The 12,947-nt window shown below is 56.8% G+C and carries 12 protein-coding genes; 6 read left to right on the plus strand and 6 right to left on the minus strand.

Features of this window, described 5'->3' with window-relative positions:
- Positions 1 to 16 precede the first annotated feature (16 nt).
- Together dapD and LC417_RS08740 are read left to right on the plus strand one after the other, a co-directional pair.
- The gene (dapD, locus tag LC417_RS08735) at positions 17 to 841 is read left to right on the plus strand and encodes a 2,3,4,5-tetrahydropyridine-2,6-dicarboxylate N-succinyltransferase (RefSeq protein WP_010671859.1); all 825 of its coding nucleotides are present in this window, start codon (positions 17 to 19) and stop codon (positions 839 to 841) included.
- Positions 842 to 1,065: 224 nt separating this feature from the next.
- Positions 1,066 to 1,458 (plus strand): DUF3461 family protein, encoded by a 393-nt coding sequence (locus tag LC417_RS08740; protein WP_010254085.1) that lies wholly within the window; start codon positions 1,066 to 1,068, stop codon positions 1,456 to 1,458.
- A gap of 60 nt (positions 1,459 to 1,518) precedes the next feature.
- On the opposite strand, the gene LC417_RS08745 is transcribed toward LC417_RS08740, so the two are convergent.
- From LC417_RS08745 to dgt, 3 genes are all read right to left on the minus strand, one after another.
- Positions 1,519 to 2,676, minus strand: coding sequence for a CdaR family transcriptional regulator (locus LC417_RS08745; protein WP_010254083.1), 1,158 nt, complete (start codon positions 2,674 to 2,676; stop codon positions 1,519 to 1,521).
- A gap of 184 nt (positions 2,677 to 2,860) precedes the next feature.
- Positions 2,861 to 4,306: a serine endoprotease DegP gene (gene degP, locus LC417_RS08750; protein WP_061703657.1), complete on the minus strand. Its 1,446-nt coding sequence runs from the start codon at positions 4,304 to 4,306 to the stop codon at positions 2,861 to 2,863.
- Between the two features lie 134 nt (positions 4,307 to 4,440).
- The gene (gene dgt, locus LC417_RS08755; RefSeq protein WP_223565741.1) at positions 4,441 to 5,931 is read right to left on the minus strand and encodes a dGTPase; all 1,491 of its coding nucleotides are present in this window, start codon (positions 5,929 to 5,931) and stop codon (positions 4,441 to 4,443) included.
- Between the two features lie 92 nt (positions 5,932 to 6,023).
- Here dgt and mtnN point away from each other — a divergent pair, with 92 nt between their 5' ends.
- From mtnN to LC417_RS08770, 3 genes are all read left to right on the plus strand, one after another.
- Entirely contained in the window at positions 6,024 to 6,722 is a 699-nt protein-coding gene (gene mtnN, locus LC417_RS08760; protein WP_033756625.1) for a 5'-methylthioadenosine/S-adenosylhomocysteine nucleosidase, read from the plus strand.
- Complete coding sequence (btuF, locus tag LC417_RS08765; protein WP_061703655.1) at positions 6,715 to 7,509, plus strand: vitamin B12 ABC transporter substrate-binding protein BtuF; 795 nt, start codon at positions 6,715 to 6,717, stop codon at positions 7,507 to 7,509. Before mtnN ends, btuF begins: the two co-directional genes overlap by 8 nt.
- A 123-nt stretch (positions 7,510 to 7,632) precedes the next feature.
- Positions 7,633 to 7,884, plus strand: a complete 252-nt coding sequence (locus LC417_RS08770) for a hypothetical protein (protein ID WP_010254068.1) — start codon at positions 7,633 to 7,635, stop codon at positions 7,882 to 7,884.
- A gap of 30 nt (positions 7,885 to 7,914) precedes the next feature.
- On the opposite strand, the gene erpA is transcribed toward LC417_RS08770, so the two are convergent.
- Positions 7,915 to 8,262, minus strand: a complete 348-nt coding sequence (erpA, locus tag LC417_RS08775; protein WP_010254064.1) for an iron-sulfur cluster insertion protein ErpA — start codon at positions 8,260 to 8,262, stop codon at positions 7,915 to 7,917.
- A 203-nt stretch (positions 8,263 to 8,465) separates the two neighbouring features.
- Between erpA and hemL the strand changes: the two genes are divergently transcribed.
- Positions 8,466 to 9,746: a glutamate-1-semialdehyde 2,1-aminomutase gene (hemL, locus tag LC417_RS08780; protein ID WP_033787345.1), complete on the plus strand. Its 1,281-nt coding sequence runs from the start codon at positions 8,466 to 8,468 to the stop codon at positions 9,744 to 9,746.
- A gap of 333 nt (positions 9,747 to 10,079) precedes the next feature.
- Here the strand turns inward: hemL and fhuB are convergent, their stop codons facing one another.
- Together fhuB and fhuD are read right to left on the minus strand one after the other, a co-directional pair.
- The gene (fhuB, locus tag LC417_RS08785; protein WP_061703654.1) at positions 10,080 to 12,059 is read right to left on the minus strand and encodes a Fe(3+)-hydroxamate ABC transporter permease FhuB; all 1,980 of its coding nucleotides are present in this window, start codon (positions 12,057 to 12,059) and stop codon (positions 10,080 to 10,082) included.
- Entirely contained in the window at positions 12,059 to 12,937 is an 879-nt protein-coding gene (gene fhuD, locus LC417_RS08790; protein ID WP_061703653.1) for a Fe(3+)-hydroxamate ABC transporter substrate-binding protein FhuD, read from the minus strand. The genes fhuB and fhuD overlap by 1 nt, the downstream gene beginning before the upstream one ends.
- Between the last annotated feature and the right edge of the window lie 10 nt (positions 12,938 to 12,947).

Here is a 12,947-nt window from a genome sequence, read left to right on the forward strand (position 1 = left end):
AGATCAGGAAAAAAATATGCAACAGTTACAGAGCGTTATTGAATCCGCCTTCGAACGTCGCGCTGACATCACACCCGCCAGCGTCGACAGCGAAACCCGTGATGCCATCAACCAGGTGATCGCCCTGCTGGACAGCGGTGCACTGCGCGTTTCTGAGAAGATCGACGGCGAGTGGGTAACGCATCAGTGGCTGAAGAAAGCCGTACTGCTCTCTTTCCGCATCAATGACAATCAGGTGATGGAAGGTGCAGAAACCCGCTTTTACGACAAAGTGCCGATGAAGTTTGCAGGCTGGGATGAAGCGCGTTTCAAAGAAGCCGGTTTCCGCGTCGTGCCGCCTGCGGCTGTGCGCCAGGGTGCCTATATCGCCCGCAACACGGTGCTGATGCCTTCTTACGTCAACATTGGCGCCTTTGTGGATGAAGGCACCATGGTGGACACCTGGGCGACCGTTGGCTCCTGTGCACAGATTGGTAAAAACGTTCACCTTTCTGGCGGCGTGGGTATCGGTGGCGTGCTGGAGCCGCTGCAGGCGAACCCGACCATCATCGAAGATAACTGCTTCATTGGCGCGCGCTCTGAAATCGTTGAAGGCGTGATTGTTGAAGAAGGTTCCGTGATCTCAATGGGCGTTTACATCGGTCAGAGCACCAAAATCTATGACCGCGAGACCGGCGAAGTGCATTACGGCCGTGTTCCTGCGGGATCCGTGGTGGTCTCAGGTAACCTGCCCTCTAAAGATGGCAGCTACAGCCTCTACTGTGCCGTAATCGTGAAGAAAGTGGATGCGAAAACGCTGGGCAAAACCGGCATCAACGAACTGCTGCGCACCATCGACTGATTTAAGTGACGGGCTGGTTTCCAGCCCGTCATCTTTTCTTTACAGTGATTCCCAAATAACATGCTTCGCGTCGCGAATTAACTGGTGCGTTTAGTTTTTATCCAGGTCATAATCCGCGCCAGTTAAATCCTGTCGCGCAATGTTCATCCCGCTTATTTATGTCTACAGTTGACGGACGTCATGAACAAGTCTGCGCGCTTCTCACTTTTGATGGAAACAACGCTATGTATGACAATCTGAAAAGCTTAGGTATCAGTAACCCGGACGACATTGACCGCTACAGCCTGCGTCAGGAAGCCAATAACGACATTCTGAAAATCTACTTCCGCAAAGATAAAGGTGAGTTTTTCGCGAAGAGCGTCAAATTCAAATATCCGCGCCAGCGCAAAACGGTTGTTGCCGATCACGCGACCCAGGGCTACAAAGAAGTTCAGGAAATCAGCCCGAATCTGCGTTATGTCATCGATGAACTGGACCAGATTTGCCAGCGCGATCAGGTTGAAGTGGATCTGAAACGCAAAATTCTGGATGACCTGCGTCACCTGGAAAGCGTGGTTTCTCACAAGATCACTGAAATTGAATCGGATCTGGAAAAATTAACCCGTAACGGTCGTTAATTTCCTGCCCGACCAGAGAGGCCAGCATTGCTGGCCTTTTTTATGCCGCAAATCTTCACTTCAGCCCTGCTCATCCAGTTGCAAAGCAACATAGAGCAACAGCCTGTCATCAAAATGGCCAAGATTCAGTCCGGTCAGTTCAGAAATCCGGTTCAGCCGGTATTCCAGCGTATTACGATGAATGAACAGCGCACGCGCGGTGGCGCTCGGCTGGACGTTATGGGTGAACCAGGCGATCAGCGTGCGGCGCAGCAAGCCGTTGTTATCCATGCTCTTGAGCTTCGCCAGTGGCCGGGCGAGCTCATTGGCCTGCCAGCCACCCCGCAGGCTGTCGAGCAGCACGGGCAGCACCAGATCCTGATAAAAATAGCTGCGCACCTCGGGCATACGTTGCTTGCCCACCATCATCGTGGTGCGCGCCGTCCGGTAAGAGCGTGCGATGCTGCCGGGTCCGGTAAAGAAGTTGCCCAGCGCGATACGCATCCGAAGATGACCGCTCTCTTTCATCCGCTGTAGTAGCTGCTCTACGCGGCGGCGATGATCTTCCTGATCGTGACGCCCATGCCCATTCAGGGCCGGTTTCAGCACCACCATTTCGGTCAGTGACACAATCGCGATCAGATTGTCCCGCTCCGGCGTGGTCAGCAGCGTTTGCAGCTGCTGTAACTCTGACATCGCGCTGTCTACCCCGAGCTGACCACTATCCACTTCCACCACGGCGACCACACGCGGCTGATTGAGATCGATACCGAGCCGCTGCGCCCATTCGGTCAGCTGTGGCGACAGGGTATCGCTGCGGATCAGGTTCAGCACCAGCTCTTCACGCAGACGGCTGTCCTGCGCCAGCATATGCAGCAGCCGGGCCTGCTCCAGCATCATCTCTGCGGTCATGCAGACCAGCTCGCCATAATGCCGCAGCGCCAGCGGCTCACCGGTCAGGCCGATCACCCCGACGATGTCACCATCAATGCGCAGCGGCAGGTTAATGCCAGGCCGCACGCCATGGAGATGTTTAGCCACGGCCTCATCGATGTCGACAACGCGCCCCTGAGAGAGCACCAGCAATGCACCTTCGTGCAACTCCCCAATACGTTCCCGGTCACCGCTGCCGATAATCCGGCCCCGCGCATCCATCACGTTGACATTGCTGTCAATAATTTTCATGGTGCGCGCCACGATATCCTGTGCCAGCCGGGCATCAAGGTGATAGGTAGCCATCCATTACTCCTGAAAAAGAGGGGGAGAAACAGAATACGCATGCACAGCACGCAGAACATTGTGCAATTGCACAGAGCCAGGCCGTCATTTGCCGAATTTGCGGTGAGCATCACACTCTGAGGAGGCAGAGAGTGGACATAAAAAAGGCGGACCGCAGTCCGCCTCTTCATCCGTTGCTGTTCGCTTACTGCATCAGCAGATAGATACTGCTGTCGCCGCGTTTCACATTCAGCGCCAGAACGGACGGCTTGCTGTCGAGAACTTTGCGCAGCTCACCCAGGTTGGTCACTACCTGCTGGTTAACGCCCTGGATCACATCGCCCTTTTTCAGGCCGATACGCGCCGCAGCACTGCCCGGTTTCACGTTATCAACCCGGACACCTTTGGCACCCGCTTCGATATTACTGAGATCGGCGCCTTCAATACCGGTGTAGATGGTCGCGGACTGCACTTTTGACTGGCTGCTCTGCTGCAACTGAACAGAGACATCGACCGGTTTGCCGTCACGCAGCAGTCCCAGTTTCAGGGTGGTGCCAACCGGCAGTGAGCCCACTTCCGCACGCAGCGAAGCAAAGCTGCTCAGCGGTTTACCGTTCATCGAGACAATGACGTCACCCGCCTTAATACCGGCTTTGGCGGCCGCTGAGTCTGGCAGCACCTGGCTGACAAAGGCACCACGTTGTGCGTCGACCTTCATCGCTTTTGCCAGCTCAGAGTTCAGCTCAGTCCCCTGCACGCCCAGCTCGCCGCGTTTCACCTGACCAAACTCGACCATCTGTGCCGTCAGGTTTTTCACCATGTTGCTGGGGATAGCAAAGCCGATACCGATGTTGCCGCCATCGGGCGCCAGAATGGCGGTGTTAATCCCGATCAGTTCACCGTTGAGGTTAACCAGCGCACCACCGGAGTTGCCCCGGTTAATGGCCGCATCTGTCTGGATAAAGTTTTCGTAGTTTTCCACGTTCAGGCCACTGCGTCCCAGCGCGGAGACGATACCTGAGGTGACCGTTTCACCCAGACCATAAGGGTTGCCGATCGCCACGGTATAATCGCCGACGCGCAGGTTGTCAGAGTCAGCGATTTTGACTGCGGTAAGATTTTTGGCTTCCTGCAGCTGAATCAGGGCAATGTCAGAGCTGGGATCTTTACCGATGACTTTGGCGTCATAGCGACGACCGTCGCTGAGCTGTACCTGAATTTTGGTGGCATTATTCACGACGTGGTTATTAGTTACCACATAGCCTTTTTCAGCGTTAATGATGACGCCCGATCCCAGAGCACGGAATTTTTCCTGCTGGGTATCAGGCACTGGCGCGCCGCCGTTACCGCCTGCACCGTCGCCGTTCTGGCACATCGGTGAACCCTGGAACGGGGAACCATCCTGGCAGAATGGCGAATTGTCGCCAAAGAATTGCTGAAATTGCTGCGGCATACGCGGGGTTTTCACCGTGGTGGTCCCCTCGACGCTGATACTGACCACAGACGGCATCACCTTCTCCAGCATCGGTGCCAGACTTGGCTGTTGCAGGCTATCGGAAGAGGCCGTTTGCGCAGCAGAAACAGTAACAGGGGCGAGCGCCATGCTCAGGCTCAACGCCAGCGCACTTAACATTAAGGTCTTTTTTTTCATTTTTCGTTTCTCAATAAGATTACTGTTCAGACCATTGCTGTGGTCGAAAGGTGAGATAAATGTTTTAGCGCGAAGTTCCTTTAAAAGTTTAAGGCAAAAGTAAAAATTTATTCGCGCTCTTTACAATTGGCGGCTTATTCTACCGCCATCAGTCGCCGGTACTCATCCCAGGCATAGAGATCGGTCATACCACTGATATAATCCTGAATGAGCCGGAAGCGATAATAACGTTCCCACAACAGACGCTGATATTTATGTTCTACAACCAGATTACGCATCTTATGCAAATAGGCTTTACGGTGTTTACCCGAGAGCTTATGAAAAAGCCGGGTTTCGATCGGATGCTGACGCAGGAAATCTTCATTTATTAGCGTGGTAAAGGCTTCGTAATTAAGGCGCATCAGCGGCTGATAGATCTCCAGCAGCCCTTTAATCACCCGGTAACCCTGCAACTCCAGCTGCTCTACTTCAGAATGATTAAAGACCTGCTGGCGCGCAACGGTTTTAAACAATTGCAGTAAGCGGCCCTCTTCACCCTCATCTTCCAGTAGCGCATGGTTAAAACTTCCATCGAATATAGCAGGAAGATTATCAACAAAACGTTTCACCGCATAGCTTACCAGCACGCTCTGAACATTTACGCGGAGTGACATAAAAAATTGATCGCTGCGGCTTCGGCGTTTTTTACTGCAGGCTTCACGCCAGGCTTCGCCAATAGTCCGGCTGAAAGCGTCATTATTTTTAACCGGCCCCCAGGCTTTATTGAGAAACTCATACAAACTTTCAACATTAAAGATATCTTTTTCTACAGCGTCGTCCAAATCGGCAATACAATAGGAGATATCATCCGCAGCTTCCATTATATAAGTCAGCGGAAAACGGTGGTGTTCTTCAATATTGGTGGCAGCACGCAGGTCGGCAATATAATCCTGCTCAGAGAGATAAAACCCAGGCTTCTTCATGAGTACGCTAAATTCGGCGGGCTTTTCCCCCTGCCACCAGGCAGGCGCGGTATATTTCAGGATGCAGGCGACCTGAGAATAACTGAGATTCAGTTGCAGCAGCGTATGCACCATCCGGATCGCCTGCGCATTGCCTTCAAAGTGACAGAGATCCTGGCGGATCATGGCGTTGAGTTGATCAAAGGCTTTACGCTGTGCTTCTCCTTCCACGCCGGCCACCAGCGGATCCACCAGCTCGGCTGAGAGGTTCTCTTCAAACCAGTCGTTAATCGCCGCCTCGCCAAAATGGCCAAAAGGTGGATTACCGACATCATGCATCAGACAGGCCATCTCAATCAGACTTTCAAACGCGCCTTCCAGCTCATCAAGACCATACAGCGCCAGCCCGCCCTGCATCTTCAGGGTTTGCAGGATCTCTTTGGTGATGTAACGCCCGGTCTGCTGCACCTCCAGCGAATGCGTCAGGCGGGAACGAACGGCAGCGTTACGCTCCAGCGGAAACACCTGCGTTTTTTGCTGCAAACGCCGGATTGCGGCGGAGTTTATAATCCGTCCGCGATCGCTCTCAAAATGGCGCGTAATGTAATATTCGCCTTCCGGTTCCTTGCGGCTGTTATAAGGGCGCGAGAAGCTGATCTTCTTCCTGAAATTGATCGCTGACATGGATTACCCCTTATTTTTTCGTGAATTAATCCCCTGAATGCCATGGTAGACTATGCCCTAAATTTTGATTCTTTACATTAGCGGAACTCACTATGAAAGCAGGCATTATTGGCGCGATGGAGCAGGAAGTCACACTGCTGCGCGACAAAATTGAAAACCGTCAAACGCTGTCGCTGGCGGGTTGTGAAATTTATACCGGCACCCTGCAGGGCGTTGAGGTGGCTCTGCTGAAATCGGGCATTGGTAAAACCTCTGCCGCGCTGGGTACCACGCTGCTGCTGCAGCTCTGCAAGCCGGATGTGGTGATCAACACCGGTTCGGCTGGCGGTTTAGCGCCGTCGCTCAGCGTCGGCGATATCGTGGTGTCAGAAGAAGTGCGTTATCACGATGCTGACGTCACCGCTTTTGGTTATGAGCCGGGTCAGATGGCAGGTTGTCCGGCCGCGTTTGTGGCAGACAGCAAGCTTATCGCCGCTGCAGAAGCCTGTATTCAGCAGCTGGATCTGAAAGCCGTACGCGGTCTGGTGGTCAGCGGTGATGCCTTTATCAATGGTGCCGAACCGCTGGCGCGCATTCGTAATCTGTTCCCGCAGGCGATTGCCGTTGAGATGGAAGCCACCGCTATCGGCCATGTCTGTCATCAGTTCCAGGTGCCTTTTGTGGTCGTTCGCGCCATTTCCGACGTGGCCGATAAGCAATCTCACCTCAGCTTTGATGAGTTCTTAAGCGTTGCGGCGAAGCAATCTTCGCTGATGGTGGAGAACCTGCTGGCGCATCTGGCGCGTGGCTAAAACGCTACTCCTCTGCTGGCTGCTGCTGTTAAGCGGCAGCCTGCTGGCTTCACCGCCACGCGTGATTACCCTCTCCCCCCATCTTACCGAACTCGCCTTTGCTGCCGGGATTACCCCGATTGCGGTCAGCGCCTGGTCCGACTATCCGCCGCAGGCGAAACAGATTGAGCAGGTCGCAAACTGGCAGGGCATCAAGGCTGAACGTATTCTGCAGCTTAAGCCGGATCTGGTATTAGCCTGGCGAGGCGGTAATCCGCAGCGGCAGATTAACCAGCTACAGCAGCTCGGCGTGCCGGTTAAATGGATTGATCCGCTGACGCTGGATGAGATGTTCACGGCGCTGGCCGATCTGGGCCACTGGAGTCCCAGACCGGAGCAGGCAACTCGCGCTGCCCACCAGTTACGTCAGCAGGAAGCCGCGCTGCGTCAGCGCTATGCTCATCTGACTGCGGTTCCGCTTTTTTTGCAGTTTGGTCAGCAGCCCCTGTTTACCGCCGCCAGAGCCACGCTGCAGAATGAAATTATTACGTTATGTGGTGGCAGGAACATCTTTGCTGACAGCCGCGTCAGCTGGCCGCAGGTCAGCCGTGAGCAGGTGCTGATGCGCCATCCTCAGGCCGTTGTGACGGGTGGCAGTGCGCAGCAGGCGGAAAACATCCGGGTGTTCTGGCGACCGCAGCTGGATGTACCGGTGATTGCCATCAACGAGGACTGGCTTAGCCGGCCAGGCCCGCGACTGCTGCTGGCCGCGCAGCAACTCTGTGCGGCCCTGCATCCCGATGAATAAATCGGCGAATTGATTAAAGTCACTGCGATTTTTGCCGTTGATCAATACCAGAGACGAACGCGCCACGTATGCTCGCCGTCCTTTTAGCGCCCCGGCGCTTTTTTAAAACACCAGGAACCTTATATGACCAGAGCACTGCTGCTGGCCATAGGGCTGTCGATCGCCGGTTCTGCCTTTGCAGGATCGATAAATGGCTCTATTGGCGCCAGACTTGTCATCTATTCACGCTGTGAAATCAACACGGCTAACGGCCAGCCCGCACCGCAGATCAACTGCGGCAGACAGGCAAGCGCGCAGCCGCGCGTAACAAACGGCCAGATTCAATCGCAGGGAAGTGTGAAGCAAAGTAACCGGCTGGTCACAATAGAATGGTAAACGAGGCCGTCTGTATGACGGCCTGCATTATCAGATACTGAAGGAAGAGCCACAGCCACAGGTGGTTTTGGCATTCGGGTTGGTCACGATAAAGCGTGAGCCTTCCAGACCTTCCGTGTAATCCACTGAACCGCCCACCAGATATTGCAGGCTCATCGGATCAACCACCAGTGAGACGCCCTGCTTTTCAATCGTCATGTCGCCATCATTCATCTGGTCATCAAAGGTGAAGCCGTACTGGAAACCACTGCAACCGCCACCGGTGATATAGACGCGAAGTTTCAGCGCCGGGTTCTCTTCGTCGGCAATCAGGTTCTTCACCTTGGTGGCTGCGGCGTCGGTAAACTGCAACGGCAGTGCTACTACTTCATCACTCATGTTTTACTCCGGTAAACGCCCAGGTCAGAAAACGACCTTAATTACGCTATTATCAGCCAGCACCTCAGCGCAATCAAGCTCTGCCCTTCGCACTCTGTGCCGCTTTCGCTCCTGTTAAGGGCACAGGGGGCGAATCCACCTTTCGTCTGCTGCCCCTCTTCCGTAGAATGGCGCAATATTTTTATGAACCGCTGGAGCCGAAAATGAGTAAGTCCGAACAACTGTTTGCAGAGGCACAACGCCTGATCCCGGGTGGGGTAAACTCGCCAGTACGCGCATTTACCGGTGTGGGCGGCGTTCCGCTGTTTATTGAACACGCTGATGGCGCCTATCTCTATGACGCTGACGGCAAAGCCTATATCGACTATGTCGGCTCATGGGGTCCGATGGTGCTGGGTCATAACAACGCGGCGATCCGTAACGCCGTGATTGAAGCGGCACAGCGCGGCCTAAGTTTTGGCGCACCAACCGAAATGGAAGTGACCATGGCGCAGCTGGTGTGTGAGCTGGTGCCGAGCATGGAGATGGTGCGGATGGTCAACTCCGGCACCGAAGCGACCATGAGCGCTATCCGTCTGGCGCGTGGCTTTACCGGCCGCGATAAAATCATCAAGTTTGAAGGCTGCTACCACGGCCACGCCGATCATCTGCTGGTGAAAGCCGGCTCCGGTGCGTTAACACTGGGTCAGCCGAACTCGCCGGGCGTACCGGCCGATTTCGCTAAACATACCCTGACCTGCACCTTTAACGATCTCGACTCAGTGCGCAGCGCTTTTGAGCAATACCCCGAGTCGATTGCGGCCATCATCGTTGAGCCGGTGGCTGGCAACATGAACTGCATCCCACCGCAGCCAGAGTTCCTGCCGGGTCTGCGTTCACTGTGTGATGAGTTCGGCGCACTGCTGATTATTGATGAAGTGATGACCGGTTTCCGTGTCGCGCTGGGTGGCGCGCAGGCTCATTACAATGTGCGCCCTGATTTGACCTGCCTTGGGAAAATCATTGGTGGCGGCATGCCCGTCGGTGCGTTCGGTGGCCGTCGCGAAGTGATGGCGGCGCTGGCTCCGACCGGTCCGGTTTATCAGGCGGGAACGCTATCCGGTAACCCGATCGCCATGGCGGCGGGTTTCGCCTGCCTGACGCAGATCGCGCAGCCGGGCACCCATGAGAAGCTGGATGCCCTGACCCGCAAGCTGGCAGAGGGTCTGCGCGAAGCAGCACAACAGCACAATATCCCGCTGGTGATTAACCATGTTGGCGGGATGTTCGGTCTCTTCTTCACCGATGCTGACAGTGTGACCTGTTACGCCGATGTGACCCGCTGCGATGTGGAGCGCTTTAAAACCTTCTTCCACCTGATGCTTGAAGAGGGCGTTTACTTTGCGCCTTCAGCCTATGAAGCGGGCTTTATGTCGCTGGCGCACAGCGAAGAGGATATTCAGCGCACTGTCGACGCCGCGCGTCGTTGTTTCGCGAAGCTGTAATTGCGGCAGCGTTAGAGGCAAAGACCGGCAGCGGCACCCGGTCCAGGATCTCACAGCAACATAAAACTCAACGCGCAGGGAACACGGGCAGAGGAGGAAAGAGTCCCGCGCCAGGGACAAAAGCGCCGGGAGCGCTTTTGAACAACGCAAAGCGTTGGCCCGTTTACGGGCGCACCTCAAGGATGAGGTGCGTAATAGCGCGGGCCGAGCGTGTCAGGGATGACGGCTTTTGCGTCTTTCCGATCTGACCGTGTTCCCTTCGCAGGCTCAGTCTCACAGCCAATCGGGCCAGACTTTGTTAATAATCTCAGACCGGTTTGCGCCGGTCGTTTTTTAACCTGAACGCCGCAGCAGCCAGATAAAGTAAGGCGCGCCTAAAAAGGTCGCCATCAGCCCGGCTGGGATCTGATCCGGGAATGCCAGCATTCGTCCGCACCAGTCAGCCAGCACCATCAATCCCGCCCCCAGTAATCCTGACAGCAGCAGTTGCGGCAACGCCCGCCGGAATCCCAGCATGCGTGCCATATGGGGCGCCATTAGTCCGACAAAACTCAGCGGGCCGATAGTCAGTGTCGCGCTGGCGGTCAGCGCGGCCGCCAGCAGCAGCAGACTCAGCCGCGCAGGCGTCAACGCCATACCGGCCGAGCGTGCGGTAGCGCTTCCCAGCGGCAGCAACGTCAGCCAGCGACTGGCCAGCGGTGCCAGCGACACCAGCACCAGCGCGCAGATTGCGCTCTGAACCGCCTGAGTGCCGCTGATGTTATAGGTCGAGCCGGAGATCCAGCTAAGCAGCCCGCCCATACGCGGATCGCCACTCGCCAGCAGTAGCATCAGCAGGGTGACAAAGGCGCTGTTAAGCGCCATGCCCGCCAGCAGCATTCGTTCCGGCGAAAAGCCGCCCCGACTGGCTACCGCCATGATCACCAGCAACGTCAGCGCCGCGCCCAGCGCACCGGCGGGCAGCAGCCAGGCCAGCGCATCGCCCGGCACAAAGAACATCATCATCACTACGCCAAAAGCGGCACCCGAACTGATGCCCAGCACTTCCGGGCTGGCCATGGGATTGCCGGTCAGCCGCTGAATCAGACTCCCCGCCACGCCCAGCATCAGGCCGGTCACCAGCGCGGCCAGCACGCGCGGTGCGCGCCATGGCAGCAGCGATTGCAGCATCTCACCCGCAGACCAGACCCAGCCCTGCGCATCACGACCAAACGCCAGACCACCCCACCCCAGCAGCGCCAGGATGGCAAGTCCCGTCAGCGCCCAGCGCAGCAGGTTCTGTCGCTCGGCGGGCACCTTATCACCCTGATTCAGCGCGGGCGGCACCGAACCGGTGCGCAGTCGCGGCAGCAGCCACAGCAGAATCGGTACGCCGAGCAGCGCCGTGGCGGTGCCGGTCGGGATATCGCGCCAGTGAGTGCTGAGCCACAACACGCAACTGTCCGCCAGCCACAGCAGCAGCGCGCCAGTCAGCGGAGCCAGCAGCATCCGGGTGATGAGCCGTCGTCCACCCAGCAGCTTCGCCAGCAGCGGCGCAAACAGCCCGATAAAGCCGATGATACCGGCGACGTTGACCAGCTGTGCGCTGAGCAGAATCGCCAGCCCGAGGCCACCGACACGCGCCACGGAGAGTGCAAGGCCAAGGTTTTTCGCTACGCCATCATCCAGCCCCATCAGCGTCAGCGGACGCAGCAGCGCCAGCGCCAGCACAAACGCCAGCAGCAGGCGCGGCCAGAGTTGCTGCACATTTTCCCAGCTCATCTGATTCAGCGCGCCGGTGCTCCACAGAAACATGTTCTGCAGCTGATCGTGATTGAAGATAGCGAAGATTTGATTCACCGCGCCGCTGTAGAGGCTCAGCACCAGCCCGGCCAGAATCAGCGTTACCGGCGACAGACGTTTGCCCCAGGCCACACCAAACACCAGCGCGCCCACCAGCAGCGCGCCACTGAGCGCGGCAAACTGCTGTGTCAGCGCCCCGCCCGGCAGATGCCACAGCGTCGCCACAGTAATGCCCAGCTGTGCGCCGGAAGAGACGCCCAGCGTGGTTGGCTCCGCCAGCGGATTACGCAATATCTGCTGAAACAGCAGACCGGCTAACCCCAGTCCACTCCCCACCAGCAGCGCCAGCACGATACGCGGCAGCAGGCTGTGGTGAAACACCATCTGCGGCAGGCTATCGACCGCCGGTGACCAGAGTGCCTGCCACCATTCAGCCTGTGGTAACGCCTGATGCAGATTGACCAGCGTCAGGCTGAGCGCCAGCAGAAACAGCAGACTGAGGAGGCCTGCGGGAAACAGAGCATGGCGCATCAGTGCGTCTCCAGCGCGCATTCCAGCACGCGAACAAAGTGCAGCGCCGAGAGCGTCGCACCGTAATACCAGACGGCCGGGACGCGCTGAAAGCGTCCGGTGCGTACAAACGGCAGCGACTGCCATAGCGGGCTGCGCATCAGTTGCTGCATCTCCGCATCGTTATCATGATCAAAGCAGATGACATCCACATCCCCGACCTGCGCCAGCTTTTCAATGCCGATCACCGCGCTGCCCCAGAAATTTGTTTCGCCCTGCCAGCCATTTTTCAGGCCCAGCAGAGTCATCACTTCCAGAAACAGACTATTTTTGCCGAAGGTAATGGCGTGACGACTGTCGAGCAGCGACATCAGCAGGATAGTGCGTCCGGCATAGGGCGCCAGCCGCTGGCGCGCCGCCGCCAGCTGATCATCGACCTCGCGCAAATGCTGTTCCGCTCGCGCGCTTAATCCAAGGCGCGCCGCCAGCTGACGCAGCGATGCGCGCGCGGCAGTGAGAGGTTTCCCGTCGCCGCTGTGGAGGTCGAAGCCCATGATGGGCGCGATGCGCGTCAGTTTCTCTTTAGGCGGGCCGTAGCCGTTGGAGCAGAGGATCAGCGACGGCTGCATTTGCGCCATCAGCTCAAGATTGGGTTCGGTGCGCAGACCTACATCGATCACACCCTGAGGAAGCGGCGGCTCCCCTACCCAGATATTGTAGTTGTGCAGATCGGCCACGCCCCAGGGCGTGACGCCTAGTGCTATCAGCAGTTCGGTGGGTAACCACTCCAGTGCAATAATCCGACCCGGATTTGGCGTGGCGGCACGCAGGGGAAGCGCACAAAACAGCGGAGAGACTGCCAGCGCCAGCATCAGTCGGCGGCGATTAAAATCGGGCATGATCCTCTCC

This window comes from Pantoea sp. OVA07A (assembly GCF_019969975.1).
GTDB classification, from domain to species: Bacteria; Pseudomonadota; Gammaproteobacteria; order Enterobacterales; family Enterobacteriaceae; genus Pantoea; species Pantoea agglomerans.